The following is a 23,216-nucleotide window of genomic DNA, read 5'->3' on the forward strand; positions in this document are numbered from 1 at the left end:
ACACTTATGAACTTGGCAAAACTCAAGGAATTCTATGGCTTGAGGCATCCGTTTAACTTTCGCATAGCAATTCCGTTCTTATTAAATCTATTTTTGCTCGCCATAATATTCGTGACCTGCATCTTCATGTTTTGGCGTGGTGGCCTGAAGATCGGAACAGCGCGATTTTACTTCTTTTTGTACCTCGCCTGCCTGCTTGTCATTGCTGCTGCCTTCAGTAAGATCAGCAAATTGTCTTATGCGATTCTCGTCTGGTGCACCATTGAGCTGGGCTTGGGGCTCGGAAGCTACATTCTGAATATCAGCCCTTCTCTCTTTCCAGAAAACTATAGAACAACCCAAGACAATGTGAACAAAGACTTCGCATTCATCTACCATCCATTGCTGCAATTTGTTCCACGGCCGAACTGGCACTATACACAGCACTTGCGATTTGGACGTTTTTACGCTCGCGCTAAGGCCGCAGGAATAGATGTGGCGTCCCTGCAAGGTCAGGAGCTTACGTTTGTCCACAATTCCGTGGGGGCAAGAGGAAAGGACCTAACAAAGAGTGATTTATCTAAGGATTTAATTTTTGTTTATGGCGGATCAACGGCCTATGACCAGGGCGTAACTCAGGGTGAGACCTGGGCCGAGGACTTACAGTCTGACCTTAACAATAAATTTACTATTGTTAATTTCGGTGTGCTTGGTCATACCACAGTAGAAAATTTGATACAGACTGCCTTTTATCAGGATACCTTAAAGAAAAAGCCGGTCTGTGCCATCTATTATGTTGGCTGGAATGATGTGGTTAATAATGCCCATATCGAAAATCTCGATAGCGGATATGCGGACTATCACCTTCTTCTTATGGCCCAACGTAAACCCGATCTTGCCATTGCGCAATACTCACCGCTAGGGTTTTTATTGAACCAGATAGCACAGAGGCGATTTGACACTGTCCCATGGTGGCCGGACATCCTCGGAAAGCCGCCAGTCGCCGGTAGAGATGAGCACCTGGAAGCTATTGTTATTGAACATGTGAAAGCTATCGCGGCCATTAATGAAGCAAGGGGCCTAAAGACGATTGTCATAGGGCAGATAGCCAACAGTCGCTGGTCCGATCCTCCCGAGCTTTTTTCGCCATTGGTGAAAGAAGGAGATGCGGTGCCTATGGTGGAGGGATTAAAGTCAAGCCTGAAGAGTGCCGCTGCCTCAATAGGGATAAAGTACATAGACCCAGGAGTCGCGAATTTTGAAGGTAGCGATTTTGTCGACGAAGTGCATTTTGCGCCTCGAGGGTCGCGAAAGTTTGCGTCGCTGATTTCCAAGGAGATTGGCGACTACTGCCGATAGATTGTCATTATGACCAATTTGCCTCCTGGAAGTTGTGACCATGCAGAGAGCAGACAACGTGGGCGAAGGATGACATTCAATAAAAATATTCGCGAGCACTGCAAATTCCAATTGACAAGGAGAGATGATGCTGAATAGCGAGCCGTTGTACTTACGTCAGAATATCCAGGTCGAGCCTTTAATCGATCGTTGGTATGCGTGGCCGCAGCTCATTCCGCCCGCGAATGCGGCCAGGAATATCACAGAGAGACACATCCCCATTATGGACTCATATATCAGCAACCCGCAGGCCCATGCTTCTGCAGCCAAAAATCCCAAATTGCTGGGCGGGCCATTTGTAGATCTGGATGGCAAGCACGTTGAGGAAGTCCGGGCCCTGAGGGACCGCATCAAGCGCGACCGTTCGTCCCTGATCAAACTGTCTGCGGCGCTAAAGACCTTAGATGAATTAGTTCGGGGAAGCGCCAAAGGCTACAGCCTGCATCCCCTCTATCCCCAGGTGCCGGACATACTTCGTGGGTATGTGGAACTCGTCTATGACCTGAACAACCAGCCCTCCTTCCGGTTGTTTGAGTCGCTTCTGTATCGCAGTGAGTTTTATGATCGTTCCCAGCAAAGCTTGATGTTATCCACCATCGGCAGCGATGACCGGCCATTCATTTTGAGCACGCCGAGGTTCGAATCTGAAGATCGCTTCCATCTGCCAGTTTGTTTCTCGGATGAAGTCGTGGATGAGCTGTTCCGATTGAAAGAAATACCGCGGGCATGGGAGGAGATTCGGGAACTGCTAAGAGTTCCTCCCGAAAGCGAGGCTCTGGTCCGTAGTTTCTTTACCGAACAAGCGCCGCCCGCTTACCCCAACTATATGGGTCCCGGAGTGCGCTGGCGTTATTTTGGGCACGCGTGCATTCTTGTCGAGTCCCAGGGCGTGTCTATTCTGCTTGATCCGGTGCTGAGTTATACCTATGAGAGTAGTATCTCTCGATTCACATATCTCGATTTGCCCGATCATATTGATTACGTGCTGATTACTCACGGCCATCCGGACCACATTCTTTTCGAAACCCTGCTTCAGCTTCGCCACAAGATCAGAACTATCCTTGTTCCACGCAACGGTGATGGCCATCTGCAGGATCCCTCGCTGAAGCTCCTGCTGGAAAACTGTGGATTCAAGAATGTAATCGAAATCAACGAAATGCAAGAAGTCCACGCCGGCAAAGTTTGCATCACCGGTCTTCCCTTCATGGGAGAACATGCCGATTTGAACATCAAGACGAAACTGGCGTGGCTGGTGAAGATGGGCCCACATTCACTGCTGTTCGCGGCGGACTCGTGCACCATTGAACCAAGGTTGTATCAGCACCTGCGCCGGGAGATTGGAGAAATCGATGCCCTGTTTCTTGGTATGGAGTGTGACGGAGCACCGCTCACGTGGCTCTATGGTCCGCTGCTCTCCCAAAAATTAGACCGCGGTATGGATGCGTCGCGCCGCTTGTCGGGTTCGAATTGCGAACAGGGAATGCACATTGCGAACACCTTCGGCTGCCGCGATGTCTACGTATACGCCATGGGCCAGGAGCCGTGGCTTAACTACATGATGAGTCTCAAATACACGGAGCAATCGCGTCCCATTGTTGAGTCAAACAAGCTCATCAAGGCATGTCACGAACAGGGAATCGTTGCGGAAAGGTTGTTCGGCGATAAGGAAATCCTGCTTGAACCCAGAATGGCGCCAGACGCCCCAGATGAAGCCCAGAGCGTTGCAGCAGGCGCACCGGAAAGGAGTATTGTATGACGATATTGGAAACTGTAGCTTTGGACCAGCGACGGTGGTCAGAGACAGCCTTCAGGGTGAAGGACAGTAATTGGGCGCGCTATAGGCTCATGGCCATATTGGTTCTTGCCGGCGCAATCCTGGAAGCTGTCGCGTTGCAGACGCATACCTTGCATCCGGCAGTTTCGCAACTAGCTGGCTATGCCGGAGCGGCCGCACTGGCTCTAGTGTTGGTGATAAGGACGAAAGGGCTGCAAAGGGAGCGCGCCCAGGCTTGGGTCTTCGCCGCAGCGGCTGGGGCATCGCTCATGAGCGAAATGTATCGTTACCGGACTTCGACTGGTCCCTATTCCGGACATCTTGGAGGTAATCCCGAAGCCACGCTGTTGCGGCGCCGGGATGCCATCTTTGAAAAAGTGAAATTGATCGAAAAATACCTCGCGGAGCCAGATCCGAAATCGTTGCCTCCACTTGGGCCGCTCGATGTGGACGCTTATATCGCCGAGCGTGTCACGCGTAAGGTCAGTACGTTTCGAAGGGCCGCCAAAGAATTTTCTGAAATGCAAACCCAGTGGCTGAGAATGGAATATGTCATGGCCAGTATTGCGGCGTTAGCTGCGATTGTCTTAACCTTCACCCACAACCAGGGGTACAGCGCATGGGTCATCATCGTCGCATTCTTCAGCCTTGTGTTGGGCGCCAGTACCAAGTTGGAACGGTACGCCACACTCATTGCCGAATTACGAACTATGCCGGATCGACTCACCGGCATTCTTGAAAGATGGCGTGCGAATCAAGGCACGCTTGAGGACCTGGTGGAGCGGATTGAGACTGCTCATCTTGCGGAAGCCGAGAATTGGGTTGCTGTCCTGGATGAGGGGCCTCCGGAGGACGTCAGCTTGTCAGGGGTCTCTGCGCTGGAGCCGCATGACACCGTCCATCCAGTCCACTAAGCCCCACTTTGTCCACGTAATCTTCTTCCATAAATGAAAACGGTCATTGCACTAGCAGGAATGTGCTCAGGAATTTATGAATGTAATTCGATTTTTCGCGCGTAACGCACGCTCTAAACTGCTCGTTGCCGTAATCGCCGGCATAATCAGCGGCCTCAGCAGCATGGTTCTGCTTGCGCTCTTCGGGAACGTGTTGAGGGGAGGCAACCGCTATTCAACCTTTACCTTGCTATGTGTTCTTCTTGCGCTCTGCTTGTTTCTGCCGCTGACCCGCTTCATTTCCGAGGTGATCTTACTGCGTCTGGCCCAGGCAGAGCTGTTTGACCTTCGCATGCGGCTCAGTCGCCGGGTCCTTCAGTCTGCACTGCGTCGTCTCGAAATTCTAGGGCCCGAGCCGCTCATGACTGCTCTTACGGATGATATCCCCGGAATCGTGGAGGCACTTCAACTAATACCACCGCTGTGCCTGAATATGGCGATTGCGCTCAGCGGCCTCATTTACCTGGGCTGGCTGTCATGGCAGGTATTGCTTTTGGTTCTTGGATTTCTGGCTCTAGGTTTGTTGGTGTATCACCTGCCAATCAGGCTGTGCCTGAAACAATGGGAGGGAGCCCGTGATGAGTTGAATGTCCTGTGGGGCTATTTTAAGGATTTGACTGAAGGCGTGAAAGAGCTGAAGCTGCATTCTCGCCGACGGCATGTTTTTCTTTCTCAGGTATTGCGCCGCCCGGCGGCAGCACGGCTCAAATATTTGATCAGTGCTTTCAACTTCCATGGAATGGCCAATAGTCTTGGGCAGATGCTGGTCTTTGCAGCCATCGGGGTGATTCTCTTTTCATCCATCGGGCGTCATTCTGGCATTGGAGTCCCGGCTGGCAGCATTATTACTGTGCTCTATATCACCTCCGCGCTGCAGTTTGTCATGAATGTAATACCGCCTCTCGGGAAAGCCGACATAGCTTTGCAAACACTGGATGGTTTGACCCGGCAGCTTGAGGGCCCCGGGATACAGGAACTTCAACCAGACTTAGCTACAGATGCTGGCCCCAGGTGCGAGCGCTTAACTTTGAAGGCGATTACCCATGCTTACCACAGCAAGCAGGCGAAGGAAGCCTTTACTCTTGGGCCCATAGATATCAATCTGAAATCGGGCGAATTGGTTCTGGTGGCAGGCGGAAACGGCAGTGGCAAGACGACTCTCGCCAAAATCATTACCGGGCTCTATCCTGCAGAGACCGGGGAACTTCTGCTGGATGGCCAGCTCGTCACAGATGAAAACAGAGAGTTCTATCGCCAGCATTTCTCTGCGATCTTTTATGACTTTTATCTTTTCGAAAGCCTCTTGGGCCTGGAGAAACCGGACCTCGACAAGCACGCACGGGAACGCTTAGAGCGACTCCAATTGGACCGTGTAGTTACTGTTGAGAATGGAGCTCTTTCCACAACACAGCTGTCACAAGGACAGCGGAAACGCTTAGCCTTGCTCACTGCAACCCTGGAAGACCGTCCGATTTATGTATTCGATGAGTGGGCTGCCGACCAGGACCCGGAATTCAAGGACTTCTTCTATCGTGACCTTTTGCCGGACCTGAAGGCACAAGGCAAACTTGTTCTCATCATCTGCCATGATGACCATTACTTCGACGTGGCAGACCGCATGATCAAGTTGGAAAGTGGAAAGATCATCTACGATGGTGTGCCTGCTGCATGCTGAGCCGAACATAGACGCGCCGGTTGAACGCATTTGGATCTGACCAAACCGCCCGTCCGCACTTTAAAAAAATAACTTTAAAAAAGTAATTAGTACAGATGACAAACGCCGACTTAACTTCCGTTTTCCTGGTACTTTTGCTCCTTGTCACATTGGCGCAATTGCTCGGTTGGCTATTCGTCAAGCTGAGGCAGCCGAAAGTCGTAGGTGAAATCCTCGCCGGCATTTTAATCGGCCCCGCACTGATTGGCCGCTTTCCATTTGCATCGGTCATCACAGACGTGGTCAAGCAGCAGGCCAGCATTCTGAGCTTCGTCTATTGGCTGGGCTTGCTATTACTGATGTTCTTTTCCGGAGCTGAGACGCAGCAACTCTTCGATCGCCATGAGAGGCGGCAAGTGGGATGGCTGACGATCTTTGGCACCGGTATGCCCTTTGTCCTGGGGCTGATATTTGGCCGATGGTTAATTCATCCTGCTTTGGCTGGACCTAATGGCAACCGCATCTCCCTCATCATCATTCTTGCGGCGGCTGTGGCAGTTACGTCAGTACCCGTGGTTTCGAAGATTTTTGCCGACCTCAGAATCCTGCACACACGGTTTGCCCGGCTCGTGCTCGGCGTGGCGGTGTTCGAAGATATGGTATTGTGGCTGGCCCTCGCAGTGGCAACGGCCTTGGCCAGCAATAGGGCGCTCGATGCAAGGCAGATCTCATCCCATCTGCTCATTACCTCAGGTTTCTTCGTGCTCGGGTTAACGCTTGTCCCCCGAATAGTAAAGCGGCTGAATACATCACCACTTAATGTATTTGCCAGGCAGTCACCGGTGGCTTACGCCCTTGCCCTTCTGCTTGGATATTGCGTTGTGGCTGGCGCGCTTGGAGTAAGCCTTGTGTTTGCAGCTTTTCTAGCCGGGTTTGCCGTTGTGCATGAGAGGAGCAGGTTGTTTGCAGATGCAATTGAAGCCATAGGGAAAGTTTCATTTGCGTTCTTTATTCCTGTCTACTTCGCCATTGTTGGATTGAAGCTTGACTTGGTCCGGGGCATATCACTCTGGATGATTATTGCTTTCCTCGTTGGAAGTTGCTGCGTAAAGATTGCTTCTGTCGCATTGGCCGGCAGATTGGCAGGTTTTCGCGGAATGGATCTGATCAACCTGGCCATCACAACTAACGCGCGTGGTGGACCAGGTATTGTTTTGGCAAGCGTGGCTTTCGATGCTGGGATTATCAGTCCGCAGTTCTACACAGCGCTCGTGCTGGCTGCGGTTCTGACTTCTCAATTTGCGGGAGCGTGGCTGGATTACGTTTTGCGCAAAGGTTGGCCGCTGCTAACCCCCGCTGCCGCTCCTGAACCTGTTGTTCAACCGGCGCCGGAATTCCCGGTTGCCTCTTGAATCTGAATTTACGGCCGCAAGTCTGGCAATGGGAGAAGCTTTGTGCAACGGATTGCTGCAGATCATTGCTTAGTTAGGGAAGGATACCTGGTACACACATGATTAAGTGTATGTTATTTCTTTGGCGTAATTATCCAGGCCGGTTTGTGGCCGCCATAGCGTTAACCATTCTGAGCGGATGCAGTAGCATCATGCTACTGGCCCTGGTAAGTATTGTCCTGCAAGGGCGCCCGGTTTCCAAAGAACTTGTTATCTGGAGCTTTGTTGGCTTTTGCCTACTGCTGCCACTAGGCCGATTCTTCGCCGATATTTTGATTTCGCAGGCGGCCCAAAAAGGGGTCTTCGACCTGCAAATGCGTTTGCCCCGGAAGATCGCTGGGGCGCCTTTACGGTTTCTGGAAGACCAGGGGGCGCACCGGCTGTTCGTCATTTTGACTGAAGACCTCCGGGTATTAGGCAACGCGATGTTGACTCTTCCTACCGCCTGCCTCAACCTGGTAATTTTCGCCGGTGGTTTGGTTTATCTGGGCTGGCTTTCGCGGCTGGCATTTGTAACTGCGCTTGGATTCATTGTTTTCTGCCTGGCAATCTACCGTTTCCCGGCATCTAAGGCGGCAAACTCTCTGCGATTATCACGGCAAGCAACGGACGGTCTCTATCAACATCTTCGGACGCTTCTGGGCGGCGCCAAGGAACTCAAGCTGAATCAGCGGCGCCGGAAAGCTTTTTTTTCCCAGGTTCTCCAACCGTCTGCGTCTGCGATCCGCGCTCACAATGTCTCAGGCATGACGGCGTCGACGGCAGCCACAGCTTGGGCCCAGACATCGGGTTTTGTACTTCTCGGCGCACTCTTGCTTGCTATACCTTTGATCAAGCTCAATCCCCAGGAGCGGATTGGCTACACCATGGTTGTTGTATTCATGATGGCCACCTTGCAGGGTGTCCTCACCAGAGATGCTATGCGTGATTACAGGCGGGCGGCGATTGCGCTCCAAAAGATTGATGACTTCGAGCGAAGTTTGACTGCCCTTCATGCCGAACCGGGTTCTGCCCTCCCAGAGGACACCAAATATGAGTTCAGCCGCCTGGAATTGTCCGACGTCACCTTTGCCTACCATCGGGCGGGGGAGATTCATGATTTCATTGTCGGGCCTGTGAATCTAAGCCTCGTGCCAGGAGAAATCGTCTTCCTTGTAGGCGGCAACGGCAGTGGGAAGACGACTCTGGTCAAAGTCCTGGTTGGCCTCTATGCTCCGGCGAGTGGCAAGGTGCGTCTGGACGGTGAAACGATCACAGATGCAAACCGGGAACACTATCGCCAGCATTTTTCTGCCGTATTCGCTGACTTTCACCTCTTTGATCGTCTCCTGGGCCTGGAAAGCACCCAACTGGACGAGCATGCTAAAAACTATCTGGCTCAACTTGAATTGGATCATGTAGTCGAAGTGAAAGAGGGTGCCTTATCTACGACGAAACTCTCCCAGGGCCAGCGCAAGCGTTTAGCCTTGCTGACCGCATATATAGAGGACCGTCCAATTTATGTTTTTGACGAGTGGGCTGCCGACCAGGATCCGTTCTTCAAGAGAGTCTTCTATTACAATCTTTTGCCGGAATTGAAGGCCAGGGGTAAGGCTGTTCTGGTGATTAGTCATGACGACAGATACTACAACGTCGCGGATCGTATCATTCGTCTGGACTGCGGAAGCGTCATTGCAGTACCGGATGTGGCACAGACCGTTTAAACAATCTGAAAATCAGGAGGCAACTTGTGAAAATTCGATCTCTTCTCTTATTTTATCTGGTTTTCGGTTTGGCTTATTCAGCTTTCGCGTTCTCCAACTTTTTCACTGAGGATGGAGGCGATCCGGCGAAAGCAGCCGACCAGAAGGTTTATTCAAAAAATCCTGAGGCCAACGAGCTCTATATCCAGGGGATGGACTATCTCAGCAAAGGAAAAGCATGGCTCGGCGGATCAGTGGAGAACGCCAAGATGGCACTGAAACTCTTCCGTCAGGCTGCAAAGAAGGACCCTCAACTCGCCTTGGCATACCTCGGGCAGGCAGATGCGCTGGATGCAGCCAGCTTTTCTGCCCCCGGTAGCCTGGAACCGGGAAAAGTGTACCGCGAGCAGGAGGCAGCTGCGCTCAAGGCTATAGCGCTGGATGATAGTTTGACTGGCGCGCATACAACCCTTGCCGAAATCTATCACGACAATGAGTACGACTGGCCCAAAGCTGAAAGAGAAATGAAGCGGGTGATTGAACTCACCCCAAAGGCCGCTGTAGGATATGTTTACTATGGGCTGTTTTTGGGGACCATGGGCAGGTTTGAGGAAGCCGAGGCACAGCTTAAATTGGCACAGACGCTGGATGAAAAAAACGCTACGCCCAACCGGGCAATGATGCAGGTCCTCTATTGGGAGCACAAGGACGACGCAGCGGTTGCCGAAGGGTTGGAGGCGTTGCGCAAAAGCAAAGCACTAAACACCCATTTCTTCCTGGGATTCGTGTACATTCATCAAGGCCAATTTGAAAAAGGAATTGAAGAGCTGAAGTTGGCCTCTGAGGGAGGCGATGCGGGTTCGCTGGCGGGACTTGCCTATGCCTATGCCATGGCGGGAGATAAGACAAATCTTAAGGACACCCTTGAGCGGTTTCAACACCATCCCGCCCGTGACCATGTTCCCTATCGCTTAGCGGCAGTTTATGTGGCCTTGGGGGACAAGGATCGCGCCATAAGCTTGATAGAAAAGGATTACCGGCAGCGAAGCAGCTGGTTAAATCGTTTGAAGGTCGATCCCGTCATGGATCCGCTTCGCCAGGAGCCACGCTTTAAACAATTGATGCGTAAGATGAATTTCGAACAGTGAGTGTCCTGGAACAAAATGATTTAGAACATTGAACTATCCTGGGCGAGGTGCTTTATTTATGTTGCCAGACAATCATGAGGCGAACGACCTCGGTGGCGGACTCTGGTGGGACAATCTCCTAAGGGACCTTCGCTATGCATTGCGAATGCTGCGTAATGCTCCTGGTTTTACTATCATTGCGGTGCTGACGGTTGCTCTAGGAATTGCAGCGACGACGGCCATTTTTAGTATAGTGGATGCTACGCTGTTGCATCCACTGCCGTACCCCCAGCCTGACCAACTCGTACGCATCCAGGATGATCTTCCAGGTGTAGGCAGCCACGATGTCGGGATGTCAATCCCGGAGGTGTGGGATTTTCAGCGTTCCGGTATTTTTCAATGGATTTCACCGGATGTGTTCGATGAATGCAATCTAACAGGCTCAGATCAGCCTACGTTGGCCAAATCAGTCGTTGTTATGCCGAGTTTTTTCACCCTGCTGGGCGTCAAACCGCAGCTGGGCCGCATCTTCGATCCTAACGACCCAACACCTGGATTTAATCTCGAAGCTGTCATGAGTGACGGATTATGGAAGCGGGCGTTTGGGAGTGATCCTCATATTCTGGGCAAAACCATACGGGCCGACAACGACTCATATCAGATCGTTGGCGTCATGCCACCTGGTTTTCACAATCCCGGAGGAACACCAGCCGAGAGAAATGCGGAACTTTTTTTTGCAGGGGGCTTCGCAGGTCCACCATTCCTTCCAAGCAATAGTACTCCGGGGCGAGATAGTCACTGGCCTGGAGTTATTGCGCGACTTAAACCTGGACTCACGGTTGCAGAGGCCCAGAGCCGGGTAGATGCGCTGGTCGCATCCTTGCAGAAACAATTTCCCAAAGATTATCCGGCGCAAGCTGCATGGAAGGTGCGATTGGTGCCGCTCAAAGAAGTCATGGTCGGTGATGTCCGCCGCCCGGTGCTTCTATTATTTGGCGCCGTGGGATTGGTCCTGCTGATCGGCTGCGTGAACGTCGCTAATCTCCTGTTGGCGCGGGCCAGCGCGAGAGGACGAGAAATGGCCATTCGCCAGGCGCTCGGCGCCGCGCGCAGGCAGTTGGTGCGTCAATTACTGACGGAAAGTTTGGTTCTCTCCCTGCTTGGCGGAACAGCGGGTTTAGCAATTCTCTTCTTCGCCAGAAGATTTCTCTTGCGACTGGTCCCCGACAATCTGCCGCAGCTCAATGAGATATCCATTGGCTGGAGCGTTTTGCTTTTTGCCCTCGGCGCCTCTCTTCTTACGGGTGTACTTTTCGGCCTGGCTCCCGCTCTGCATGCCGGTAAGTTGAGCTTGATTCATGTGCTCAAACAGGAAGGGCGCGGCTCAAGCGGTTCCGACAGACAGGTGCGCACGCGCCGCCTGCTTGTGATATCAGAGTTCGCTCTTTCGTTGGTGTTAATGATTGCTGCGAGCCTTCTGCTGCACAGTTTCTGGGACTTGCTCAATGTGCGGCTCGGATTCAATCCCCAGAGCGTCATGATGATACGGATGAGGCTGCCTTCTCCAAATGACCCCAAGGCCGACCTCTACGGAACTCCTGCGCTGGAGACGCCGTTCTTGCAAGAAATACTTCGTCGTAGTAGGGCCCTACCGGGGGTCGAAGAAGCGGCCATCGGAAATAAGGCTGCGGTTCCCCTGGGTCACGATCAAAGGGACCTAAGTGTGTTCCGTGTGATTTTTGAAGGACGCGGAACGCAGACTACCAATAATGATGCTCCTTTGGTCAATGCGGCGAGGGTTACGCCGGAATATTTTCACCTGATGGGTATGACGCTGCTGCGCGGCCGTTTATTCACTGACTTGGATTATGACACGGCGCCTTCAGTGACCCTGATCAATGAGGCAATGGCCAAGACTTATTGGCCCAATGAAGATGCTTTAGGAAAACGAGTGAAGTTTACTCGGGCGTCGTCTCCCTGGACCACGGTGATCGGCATTGTCGCGGATGCGCGGACAGAATCGGTGGAGAGCGCAAACGTTCCACAAGTATATGCCCCTCTGTACCAGCGGGGCGAACACCATCTGGCAATATTTTTGCGCGGACGTCTGGACACTGCTGCCATTCCTGGGCAAGTTCGCCAACTGGTGCAGTCGGTGAACCCCGAGCTCCCCATTTACGCAGCTGAGACACTGAATGAAGTCGTGTCCGATTCTCTCGCTGTGCGGCGGTTCTCGATGGAAATCATTGCCTTATTTGCCTTGACGGCGCTGCTTCTTGCCGGGTTGGGTATTTATGGGGTGATCTCGTACATCGTGAGTGAACGTACACACGAGATCGGCATCTACTTTGCACTGGGGGCGCAACAAGGAAAGGTCTTGAAGATGGTTCTGCGTCAGGGACTGACCCTGGCGATTGTGGGTGCTGCTGTTGGACTGGTCGTTGCGCTGATGGTGTCGCACTTGATGGCCGGCCTACTTTATGGCGTGCGGCCTGCCGATCCAGTCATATTTATCGGAGTTACGACCGTGCTTACGTTGGTCGCGTTCGCGGCGTGTTATCTCCCCGCCCGGCGTGCGATTCGCGTTGATCCGATCATGGCTCTTCGCAACGAATAAGATTGATGGGACGAACATTCTTGGATGCCAGCTATGACTTTTACCAGGGACGGGATTTGCCATTTAACGCGAGACCCAACTCGATTCTAAGTTGGCGTACCAGTTCTAGAATCACCGTGGTTTAATGCCTCAGAGCTCGGTTTTTCTGGGACCTTCAGGAGCGGGAGATGCAAACCTGGTTAAAGAAAACCTGGTCGCATGATACGCTAACACGAATCAAAATTAAGGAGAGTCACCGATGAAGCGAATACGGACCTTCCTCCTGCTTGTAGCCATCCTTACGCTGGCCGGCTTGGTGCACAATATCGAGGGCAGCGCCGCGGCGCAGTCGCAATCGGCGCAACCCACCTTAGCTTCCATGGTGGAACGCCAGCTCAGCGATACCGAAAAGGAAGTGGTGGACGCTGCCGAAGCAATGCCGGAAGATAAATTTAACTTCTCTCCTGAAAGTTTGAACATTGCCGGGAGTGAATACAAGGGCGTGCGTACATTTGCCCAGCAAGTTAAGCATATTGCCGCTTCAAACTATTTTCTGTGGGCAACAGTAACTGGCGATAAGACACCAGAGGTTTTCAATGATGGGAAGGGTCCGGACAACCTGAAGACCAAAGCCGATATTATCAAGTTCCTGAAAGAGTCTTTTGCTTTCGCTCGCAAGGCTGCCGCTACATTGACGGACCAGAACATGTTACAGCCTTTGGGAAACAGCAAGTCGCTTCGCCTCTCCCGGGCCGAATTCGCCGTCAGCCACTCCTTCGACCATTATGGACAGATGGTTGAGTATCTACGGATGAATGGAATCGTGCCACCAGCCAGCCGGCGATCGTCGAATTAATCGCCATCCTTAGGCTAGCTGGGGTGAATGAATCTAGCTTGTGCGCCCATCCGGCGCAACAGCTCTCGATAAATGGAGCCTGCGTCCCAAGGGCCTTTGGACGAAGAGCTGTTTAAGCCCGATCTCATCTCGAAGTTTTACTAAAGATAAAAATAAGGATTTGGCAACCATGCCGCTAAAAACAGCTGCCACCTCATTGGTGTATTCACTGAAAGTCGTATGCGGTGTGGCGTGCTTTCTGTTTTGCAGTATTGCCATCGCTCAGCAGAAGGCCCTGACGGCCGCGGACTACGCGCGCGCCGAAAAATTCATGGACTATAATGCCGATCGGCTGGTTTTTCACAACATTCAGCCGGCGTGGTTTGCTGATGGGCGCTTCTGGTACCGCGATTCATCCGCGGAAGGGAACCAGTTCGTGGTATTCGATCCGATCAAACAGACTCGAGAGCCGGCCTTTGATCATGCCAAAGTAGCATCGGCTCTTTCGAAGGCTGCGGGCAAGAGCTATGACAGGTGGCATCTACCTTTTACCCGCTTTGAATATTCAGCCGATGGAAAAGGAATTTTATTCGGCATTGAAGGCAAGCGCTGGGCGTGCGACTTGAAAGGCGATTCCTGCGAATTGATACACGACGACACTCCGCACGGTGCGATGCTATCGCCAGACAAGAAGCGAGCGGCCTTTATCCGCGACTATAACCTATGGGTGCGGGAGTTAGACACGGGCAAGGAGACTCAGCTTACGACCGATGGCGTGAAAGATTACGGCTATGCGACGAACAACGCAGGCTGGACCCACGGCGATGGTCCTGTGCTCTTGTGGTCGCCTGATTCCAGAAAAATTGCCACGTTTCAGCAGGACCAGCGTAATGTGGGCGACATGTATCTGGTGGAAACCAAGCTGGGGCATCCGAAACTGTTAACGTGGAAATATCCTCTGCCCGGCGATAAGGTGGTGACCATGATCGAGAGGGTGGTCATTGACCTGGACACGCACAAGGTCATCCGCCTGAAAATGCCTCCTGACCAACACCGGACAACTCTTTGTGATGACGTGAGGTGCAGCAGGAATTTGACGGACGTGCAGTGGAGCCCGGACGCATCTAGCCTGGTGTTTGTCTCCAGTTCGCGCGACCATAAGCAGGCCACGCTGCGAGTAGCCAATGCTTTTACCGGTGAGGTGCGGGACGTGTTGGAAGAGAAAGTGGCTACGCAATATGAGTCCGGCTGGCGGCGCCCAAACTGGCAGTACCTGGCAAGTTCCAATGAAGTGATCTGGTTCTCCGAGCGCAGCAACTGGGGACATCTTTATCTCTATAACTTTGCGACTGGTCAACTGAAGAACCAGATTACAAGTGGTGATTGGGTGGTCACGGAACTTGTGTGGGTGGATGAGAAGGCGCGAGTTGCGTATTTTCTGGCGGCGGGAAAAGAGCCTGGCGAGAATCCTTATTTTCGACACTTTTACCGTATCGACCTGGATGGCAAAAACCTGAAGCTGCTTACCCCTGAAGATGGCGACCATACTATTGCGCTTGCACCTTCCGGAAAGTATTTCACCGATTCGTATGGCACGCTGGATAGTCCGCCGGTTACCGTATTGCGCGACTCGTCGGGCAAACTGCTGGCAACCATTGCCAAGACCGACATTTCGCGGTTGCTGGCCGCAGGATGGCTGCCTCCTGTCCCTTTCTCGGTGAAAGGGCGCGATGGGGTCACAGATGTTTATGGTCTGCTGTTCAAGCCAAAAAAATTCGATCCTGCAAAAAAGTATCCCATCATCAACGACATTTATCCCGGCCCGCAATGGGGCAGCGTCGGCATGACCGCTTTTGGCAAGTGGGGATTTGCTGCGGCGCATGGCGATGCAGAGTGCCTGGCCGAGCTGGGTTTTATCGTAGTGAAGATCGAAGGCATGGGAACTCCGCTACGGTCAAAGAAGTTTCGTGATACGTCTTACGGAAACATGGGCGACGATACGCTGCCGGATCAGGTTGCGGGCATGAAGCAGTTGGCGCAGCGGTTTCCGTGGATTGACATTGATCGCGCCGGCATCTGGGGACACTCGGGCGGAGGATCTGCCAGCGCCGCCGCCTTGTTCCGTTATCCCGACTTCTTCAAGGTCGGTATTTCGGAATCGGGCAACTATGACAATCGCGAATACGAAGATGACTGGGGCGAGCGATACGAGGGCTTGCTGGTGAGCAACCCGGATGGTACGAGCAACTATGATAATCAGACCATTCAGGATCTTGCCAAGAATCTGAAAGGGCATCTGCTGTTGATACATGGCACCATGGATGACAATGTGCCGCCGTATAACACTCTGCTCCTTGTGAATGAGCTGATTAAGGCGAACAAGGACTTTGATTTGCTGTTGTTGCCAAATCGCGACCACCTCTACATTTGGGACCCATACCCGATGCGGCGGCGCTGGGACTACTTTGTACGTTATCTGATGGGCGCTGAACCCCCGCAGGGTTATGAAATCAAGGGTCCGTCAAAGAGCTCGCCGTAAGCAGCGCGGAACACGAGTGCTGGCCGGCCGGGCCCGTTGAGTTATCCGCCATCGTTAAGCCTTGGTGGGGTGATGAATCATGCCCCGCGCAAAGCCTCGATTGGGCTTATTTTCGATGCCCGGCGTGCAGGAAAATAGCTGGCTGCAAATGACACAAGCAGCAAAATCAGAGGAACCGCAAGAAATACAATTGGATCTATGACATGAATGCCATAGATGAGGCTTGAAATCAGCGGCGCCGTCACCGCGGCCATAACCAGACCGATAACGATACCAACGCCGGCCAGCAATCCTCCCTGGCCCAGGACCAACTTCAGAATATTGCTTTGCTGTGCGCCCAGAGCGATGCGCACGCCGATCTCCTGCGAGCGTTGCCCGACCAAGTATGCCAGCAGTCCATAAATTCCGACACAAGCCAACAGCAACGCCATGACCGCGAAAGCGCCCACTAACTCGGCCGAAAATCTGCGTTGGGCCAGAGACCTTGCCATCACGTCTTCCAGAGAACGAACATTGTAGACAGGCAGGCCGGGATCGATTGACTGGATTTCACTGCGAATCTGCCCTTCCAGAGCGGATGGGGGAAGGGATGTGCGCAACACAAGATTCAGCGCCCTGTCCCGGTTCTGGTAGACCGACGTATAAATATGAGGCACACCATTTACGTCGAGACCATCCTGCTTGATGTCCTTGATGATGCCCGCGACCGTGTACCAGGCATAAGGAGAATTTCTCCCCCACTTAACCCGCTTTCCCAGAGCGTCACTATTCGGCCAGAACCGCCGCGCCGTGCTTTCGTCAATGATTACGACCGGAAGTTTATCTGCCTGGTCCCCTTCAGTGAAAAAGCGTCCGCGCACGAGAGGCGTTTGAATGATCTTGAAATAATCGGGGCTGACTCGAACTAACTCTGCGGAGAGTTTTTGTGTCGAGTCAATGGGCCTGTCTTCGATCGTCAGGTCTGTGCTGCGTTCCGGTGGAGCACCCGGCAAATCAGAGGTTACCCCCGCCAATTCAATGCCGGGAATTGCGCCCGTCCGCCGCAACAATTCTTGGGCAAAGGTAGCCTGCTGGCCAATGGTTCTGTAGGGATCAAGCTTTGGATCATTGGGAACAGGGAGCCAGATGCTGGAAACCACGACTTTCGCAGGATTGAAGCCGGGATCTTCCTGCAGAAGGCACCAAAAGGTATGCATTAACAATCCTGCCCCAATCATCAACATTACAGTCAAGGCCATTTCAGAAACAATCAGCAAACCGCGCAAGCGGTGGGTTTTGACGCTGTAGCCAGAGCCTCGCGCACCCTCTCGAAGCGAGGCAATCACATCGGCTTTGGTGGACTGGAGCGCTGGGGCAAGACCAAATACTAAACCTGTAAGTAAAGAAATCACGGTGGCAAACCCCAGGACCACCCAGTCAATAGTAATTTCGTTTTGTCGTGGGATCTTGAACGGAACAAATCGAATCGCAAAATTCAGGAGCACTTCCGCCATCAGAATGCCTATGACTCCGCCAATCAGAGACAGAACGATCGATTCGGTGAGCAGTTGGCGGATTATGCGCACTCGGCCGGCCCCCAAAGCCAGCCGCATGGACATCTCTCGCTGTCTGCCGGATGCACGGGCGAGAAGAAGATTGGCAATATTTGCGGAAGCGATGAGGATCACCAGGACTACGGCTCCCATGAGCACCGCCATGATGGGGCGCACCTTGCCTACAAGAGATTCCTGCAGTGGAATGATATGAACTGACCATTGCGATCTGGGCGGATAATCCGACGCATAGTCCCGTCTTATCTCGGTCGACATGATGTCCAGCCGGTTTTGGGCGCTTTTGAGTGAAATTCCGGGTTTCAGTCGGGCAATCACCGACGCCACCCTTGTAGTACGCATCGGCGGGGGGGCTGGATCAGCGCTGAAGCCTGATGTGAGCCATACCTCCACCTCCGAAGCTATGGTTTTGCCCGGATGGCGAAATTCGGGGGGGAGAACGCCGACAATTGTATAAAGATCGTTATCGAGCCGGACCCTTTTTCCAAGAATGTTCGGATCTTTGCCAAAGGCACGCCGCCATAAGCCGTCGCTGATCACGGCTGCTTCGGCAAATCCTAAAGCGAAATCCTGGGGACCAAATAGGCGGCCTATCTGGGGCTTGGCTCCCAGCAGCGTAAAGTAGTTTGGCGTGACATTGACAAATTCCAGACGCTCCGGCTCCTTGGAGCCGGTTAAATTTACACTTCCACCGCCAATTAAAACCACGTCCTCAAAAACACCCGGCCTTGTTTGCAGATCTTTCCATTCAGGAACAGAACAGAACATATCCGTAAGACCCACCCCAGGATCGTCTATCCTCACTTTTACCAAGCTGTCAGGGTCACGAAATGGAAGAGAATGTAATAAGACAGAATTAATGACGCTGAAAATCACTGTGTTGACGCCAATTCCCAAGGCCAAGGTCAAAACAGCGACGACGGTAAACCCCGGATTCTTGCGCAGTAGCCTGAGTCCAAAACGAATATCCTGAATTAAGGTTTCCATTGCACATTCCTTCTATGGATTGAGGCAGGTCGTGTGCGGGTTAAGAGCGGCAACGACGAACCCCATTTTCAAAGAGAAGCTTTTGGACGGTCTTTTGCAACGGTAAATCATAAACAACAGCGCATTTCCATCCAGATTTTTTTCGTGAACATCAGAGACAGGTAAGCTCGAATCTGGGCAGGATCCGATATCTTTGGACCATCTGTAGGAACCGAAGCAATTGCCATAGGTTTTCTCATTCAAACCCGCCCGCCAACTGGAGCCTTCGGACATCGGATCAATGCAGGAATTCCGAGTCCCAGACGTTTGTTTGTCCTACCCTGCGTGGCAACCCTGAAGCGGGTGAAAAAGCAATAGTTTCAAAGCGAACACCCTCTTTTAACGGTGCTTCTAACGGCTGTCCGGCTGATGCTCATTGCACGGCTTTTGTGATCAAACGTGCAACTGCGTGTGTAGCTCGGTCAATAAATATAACATAAACGGAGAATGGTCGGCCTATCAAGCGTGCGAGCTGCATATTTCATTTGGCTGTTTCATTTTGGAACAATCTACTCTGCCTCCCGGAAAAAATCCCAAGACTTTCTTGCAAACTGGCTGCGCCGAGTGTTTAGACTAGCGGAACGGAAAGCAGAGAGAGATTTAATCTTCTTAGCCAAGCCCAATGCGGGTGGAGCTCAGAAAATCGGCAATTCCAAGCCTGTTTTAGGACGTTCACTCACCGGCGCCTTCTGAGATATCACTGATGACAAGAGCTATATAAACGCTAGTGAGAATCCCACTCTCTCCGCCATTTCTTGAAATCAATTACCCAGGAAATCTTACAGTTGTGCTATTTTGCTTGTCTTACCGCGGGAGAAGCTATTTCGTAGAATTAGAGCATAGCTTTAGGATACAAACCCACCATGAGTGACATAAAGTTGTTCAGGATCGGTTCTATCATAAAGTTAACGAGCTGCAAGGGAGATCGGCCACTATTGAAAAATCCCTTCAGACTCTGATTGAACAGCATATGGAAGAATTTCTGGGGATCAGTTTTCTCGCCTCGGAATACACGACTGGCTGATCGCATAGCGGCAGAATTGATTCCATGGGAATTGACGAGAATGGCTCGCCCGTCGTTATCGAGTACAAACGAACGTTGAATGAGAACGTGATTACCCAAGGACTGTTTTATTTGGACTGGCTTCTGGATCATAAGGCTGAATTCATTCTGCTCGTCACCAAACTCACAAGCATCACGACTTCATGCGCGACGGGCGCTGATTTATTTTCGATACTGATGGTCCTGCATTTGCTCATCATGGTTAGTGCGCATGATTGGGCGCGGCGAAAAATGCAGGCAGGTAGGCTTATTTCAACTCAGTAATGATTGCGCGCTGTTTTCCGTTCATCAGCGTTTCCGTGTGGGTGCGATCGCGCTGATTGAACCTGACTGTGCCGGTGGTGTACTTGTTTACGACCTCTTTTCCGTCCGGAGTCGTCGATTTCAGGTCGCCGTCCTCAAGGAACACCACGACAACGTCTTTGTCGTGGAAATGCATTGGCGTCGCAACGCCCGGAGTCCATGTGGAATCCCAGACGATCACGCGATCATTCTCAAATACCTTCTTAGTTCCGGGCCGTGGAAAGGCCGCCGGATAACCACTCTTGTTTTCTATTGGGGGGACCGGATGATCTTTTAAGTCGATCACAAATAAGCGCCCGCTGATCTTCGAGGTAGCTCCTTTCAGCACATATACCGCGTTGCCAGAGAGAGAAACAACAACAGCGTCATTTGGCTGCGCTGATGTGGAGTAGTCTGAGACGTCCAGCACGCTGACGCGGTCATTGTCGATGACCGGCTTGGCTGCCGTTGGAGAAGCGGCTTGGAACAGCATCACGCAGAGCAGCAGCAATTGGACCATCGGCTCACCATCCTCTAAGGCTGGGTCAGTAGAACCGACATACTATACAGTATTGCAGTCTAAAGAAGTTATTTTCTACATCGCGACTGAGGTCGCGGATAATGAAGTTTCAAGAGGCCGCCGCGCGTGGAGAGAATCGCTCAATACCGGCTCGATGAAGATTTTCCTTCCAAAACAATTTCTCTCTGCGCATCCGATTCCCTTACGGAGCTGCCAGCCCTAATTCATCCCTCGAATGCTCATTTTGTATTGTTTCTTGCCATTGATGGCAGCAAGTTTGATACCGAGACTATTTACTCGGTTTCAGAAAAATTGCTGGATCAAGGTATGGTTTACGCATGCGTGTGGGGGCCGGATTGTGAAAGCGTCCATGACAGCATCGACCGGCCGATATTTCGGCGTCAGCCAGAGGGGACAGATGGCAATATCGTCATCACGACATGGCACGCTGAGGATCCGATCAGCGAGGCTGTCTGGTTTTTCCTCAATTGCGCGTGGCCTGCTTCAGATTACGAGCAGACATGCTCTGATTGGGTCGCTGCCGTCATTGGAAATCCTGTGTGGGAAGCAGAGATCAGAGCGACACTGCTTGCCGAAAAAGAAGAGAACGAGGCCCCGTGATCTGTGTGTTAGACTGCGCTCAATTTCCTTCTGAGGTTGCCATCGGTGCTTCTGGAACTGCGCGTCGAAAATTATGCCGTGATCGATAGCCTGGCGGTGGAGTTTGCGCCGGGGCTGAACTTGCTCACGGGCGAGACCGGAGCGGGCAAGTCGATCCTTATCGATGCACTGTCTTTATTGTTAGGCGACAAAGCTTCTAGTGACATGATTCGCCATGGCGCGGAAAAAGCGTTGGTGAGCGGCGTGTTTGAGGCCGATGAAAAGCGGCTCCGTCCCCTGCTGGAAGAAAATGGGATTGAGCCGGAAGGGAATCAGGTAATCGTAAAGCGTGAAATTGCGGCGGGAGGCAAGGGACGTGTCTTCGTCAACAATCAGCCCGCGACGGTCGCCTTGTTGCGGGCGCTGGCGCCGGCGCTGGCGTCAATCCACGCGCAAAATGAAACAATCCTTGCCTTCGATGAAGCTGCGCGTCTGGGGCTGCTGGATACATACGCCGGCCACGACTTGAGCGAGCTGGCGGAAAAGCACGCCGCATGGACAGAAGTGCGCGAGCGGCTGGCGCAGTTGGATCGCGATGAGCAGGACCGCCTGCGCATGGCCGACCTTTGGAGCTTCCAGAAGAAAGAGATTGAGGCGGCGAAGTTGCATCCGGGCGAAGACCAGAAGCTGGAGACGGAAAAGCGCGTCCTGGCCAATTCAGAAAAGCTCTTCGGCGCGGCCACGGCTGCTTATCAAGTCCTGTATGAAGATGATGCTTCGGCGCTGACGCAGATCTCTGCGGCGCGGAAACAACTGGAAGAACTCGCGCGTTTTGATGAAAAGTTCCTTGAGGCTCTGGCATCGCTGGAGTCCGCCAAGGCGGCGATCGAGGATGTGAGCGCCACGGCCCGTGACTATGCCGATGGAATTGACGCTTCGCCGGAGCGGCTGGCGGAAGTGGAAGACCGGCTTGCGCTCTTGGATCGGCTGAAACGCAAATATGGTAAGACGGTCGATGAAGTGATTGCTTATGGCGAGGATGTCGCGCGCAAGCTGAATGAGCTGGAAAATCGCGAAGATCTGGTGCGCGACCTGAAGAAACAGCTTACGGCAGCGGCGGCAACTTATCTGGCGGTGGCGCAGACGGTGTCCAAGCGGCGTTACAGCGCGGCGCGGGAGTTGCAGAAGCTGGTTGAGGGGGAAATCAATCAACTGGCGATGAAAGCGCAGTTCAGGATTGAAGTGTCCGGCTCGGACGAGCCGGCGAACTGGACCTCCGCGGGCTTTGATGGCGTGACATACATGATCTCGCCCAATCCAGGCGAGCCGCTCAAGCCGGTAGAACAGATTGCCTCAGGCGGCGAGCTTTCACGCGTGATGCTGGCGCTCAAGGCCACCATTGAGGCAGGGAAGAAAAGCAAAGGCGGAACGCAACGGACGTTAGTTTTTGATGAGATTGATACCGGCATTGGCGGGCGTGCGGCGGAAGCCGTAGGCAAGAAGCTGAAGTCGCTGGCGCGGGCCAACCAGGTTTTGTGCATCACCCATTTGCCGCAGATCGCGTCTTTTGCTGACCATCATTATTTGATCGAAAAGCGCGAGACGGCGGGACGAACCAAGACGCTAGTCAGGGCGCTTACCCAAGCTGAACAGACAGAAGAGATTGCGCGTATGTTGAGCGGCGAGAAGTTGACGGAAACATCGCGCCAACACGCGGAGCAGTTGCTGAAGGCTAATGGCTAGTCGCCGCAGATTTCGCAGATAGGCGCAGATGATCCGGAGCAGGACCGCGACCATTTCGCATCTCGCGCGTCTATAAGTTTTTGCACCCAAGAAAAAATAAATTGAGGCCAATCGCATGCCATCCACCTCAACATCCTCTAGCGCCTTTCTCGCTATCTTTTGGGGCGGTCTGGCTTGCGGCGTATTTGATATCACGCAGGCCTTTATTGCGTTTGGCCTGCAGTTCCATTTCCGCCCCAGCCAGGTATTGCAGTCGGTCGCTTCAGGGTTGCTGGGACCCAAGTCGTTCCAGGGCGGCGCGAAGACCGCGGCACTGGGTCTCTTCTTGCACTTCCTCATCGCGTTTATCTGGGCAGTGATTTACTTTGTGGCCAGCCGGCAGATTGCATTTCTGACAGAAAGGCCAGTAATCGCAGGACTGCTATATGGCGAATTTGTCTAGGT

The 23,216-nt window shown here is 52.7% G+C and carries 15 protein-coding genes and 1 pseudogene; 14 read left to right on the plus strand and 2 right to left on the minus strand.

Annotated features, from left to right (window positions below; genetic code table 11):
- Window positions 1-6: 6 nt before the first annotated feature.
- The 10 genes from LAO76_05610 to LAO76_05655 all read left to right on the plus strand — a co-directional run bounded on the left by LAO76_05610 (window position 7) and on the right by LAO76_05655 (window position 15,988).
- Complete coding sequence (locus tag LAO76_05610) at window positions 7-1,338, plus strand: hypothetical protein (protein ID MBZ5490391.1); 1,332 nt, start codon at window positions 7-9, stop codon at window positions 1,336-1,338.
- Window positions 1,339-1,465: 127 nt separating this feature from the next.
- Window positions 1,466-3,133, plus strand: coding sequence for an MBL fold metallo-hydrolase (locus tag LAO76_05615; protein MBZ5490392.1), 1,668 nt, complete (start codon window positions 1,466-1,468; stop codon window positions 3,131-3,133).
- Complete coding sequence (locus LAO76_05620; GenBank protein ID MBZ5490393.1) at window positions 3,130-4,065, plus strand: hypothetical protein; 936 nt, start codon at window positions 3,130-3,132, stop codon at window positions 4,063-4,065. The genes LAO76_05615 and LAO76_05620 overlap by 4 nt, the downstream gene beginning before the upstream one ends.
- Window positions 4,066-4,141: 76 nt before the next feature.
- Window positions 4,142-5,779: a cyclic peptide export ABC transporter gene (locus LAO76_05625; GenBank protein MBZ5490394.1), complete on the plus strand. Its 1,638-nt coding sequence runs from the start codon at window positions 4,142-4,144 to the stop codon at window positions 5,777-5,779.
- Window positions 5,780-5,874: 95 nt separating this feature from the next.
- Window positions 5,875-7,170, plus strand: a complete 1,296-nt coding sequence (locus LAO76_05630) for a cation:proton antiporter (protein MBZ5490395.1) — start codon at window positions 5,875-5,877, stop codon at window positions 7,168-7,170.
- A 110-nt stretch (window positions 7,171-7,280) separates the two neighbouring features.
- Window positions 7,281-8,912 carry a cyclic peptide export ABC transporter gene (locus LAO76_05635; GenBank protein MBZ5490396.1) on the plus strand — a complete coding sequence of 544 codons (1,632 nt, stop codon included), beginning with the start codon at window positions 7,281-7,283 and terminating at the stop codon, window positions 8,910-8,912.
- Window positions 8,913-8,938: 26 nt separating this feature from the next.
- Window positions 8,939-10,039, plus strand: a complete 1,101-nt coding sequence (locus tag LAO76_05640; GenBank protein ID MBZ5490397.1) for a hypothetical protein — start codon at window positions 8,939-8,941, stop codon at window positions 10,037-10,039.
- A 58-nt stretch (window positions 10,040-10,097) separates the two neighbouring features.
- Complete coding sequence (locus LAO76_05645; GenBank protein MBZ5490398.1) at window positions 10,098-12,635, plus strand: ABC transporter permease; 2,538 nt, start codon at window positions 10,098-10,100, stop codon at window positions 12,633-12,635.
- A 238-nt stretch (window positions 12,636-12,873) separates the two neighbouring features.
- Window positions 12,874-13,470, plus strand: coding sequence for a DinB family protein (locus LAO76_05650; GenBank protein ID MBZ5490399.1), 597 nt, complete (start codon window positions 12,874-12,876; stop codon window positions 13,468-13,470).
- 169 nt (window positions 13,471-13,639) lie between these two features.
- On the plus strand, window positions 13,640-15,988 hold the full coding sequence (locus tag LAO76_05655; GenBank protein ID MBZ5490400.1) for a S9 family peptidase: 2,349 nt from the start codon (window positions 13,640-13,642) through the stop codon (window positions 15,986-15,988).
- Between the two features lie 77 nt (window positions 15,989-16,065).
- On the opposite strand, the gene LAO76_05660 is transcribed toward LAO76_05655, so the two are convergent.
- Window positions 16,066-18,525: an ABC transporter permease gene (locus LAO76_05660; protein MBZ5490401.1), complete on the minus strand. Its 2,460-nt coding sequence runs from the start codon at window positions 18,523-18,525 to the stop codon at window positions 16,066-16,068.
- A 902-nt stretch (window positions 18,526-19,427) separates the two neighbouring features.
- Between LAO76_05660 and LAO76_05665 the strand changes: the two are divergent.
- Window positions 19,428-19,744 (plus strand): annotated as a pseudogene (locus LAO76_05665) (DUF91 domain-containing protein).
- A 130-nt stretch (window positions 19,745-19,874) separates the two neighbouring features.
- Here LAO76_05665 and LAO76_05670 read toward each other — a convergent pair.
- A complete protein-coding gene (locus tag LAO76_05670; GenBank protein ID MBZ5490402.1) occupies window positions 19,875-20,429 on the minus strand; it encodes a hypothetical protein in 555 nt (184 codons plus the stop codon).
- A 249-nt stretch (window positions 20,430-20,678) separates the two neighbouring features.
- Here LAO76_05670 and LAO76_05675 point away from each other — a divergent pair, with 249 nt between their 5' ends.
- The 3 genes from LAO76_05675 (at window position 20,679) to LAO76_05685 (ending at window position 23,214) form a co-directional block, all read left to right on the plus strand.
- Window positions 20,679-21,050 carry a hypothetical protein gene (locus tag LAO76_05675; protein MBZ5490403.1) on the plus strand — a complete coding sequence of 124 codons (372 nt, stop codon included), beginning with the start codon at window positions 20,679-20,681 and terminating at the stop codon, window positions 21,048-21,050.
- A 45-nt stretch (window positions 21,051-21,095) separates the two neighbouring features.
- Window positions 21,096-22,772 (plus strand): DNA repair protein RecN, encoded by a 1,677-nt coding sequence (gene recN / locus LAO76_05680; protein ID MBZ5490404.1) that lies wholly within the window; start codon window positions 21,096-21,098, stop codon window positions 22,770-22,772.
- Between the two features lie 115 nt (window positions 22,773-22,887).
- The gene (locus LAO76_05685) at window positions 22,888-23,214 is read left to right on the plus strand and encodes a hypothetical protein (GenBank protein MBZ5490405.1); all 327 of its coding nucleotides are present in this window, start codon (window positions 22,888-22,890) and stop codon (window positions 23,212-23,214) included.
- Window positions 23,215-23,216: the final 2 nt, after the last annotated feature.

It is taken from the genome of Terriglobia bacterium, from assembly GCA_020072645.1.
Lineage (GTDB): Bacteria > Acidobacteriota > Terriglobia > Terriglobales > Acidobacteriaceae > Angelobacter.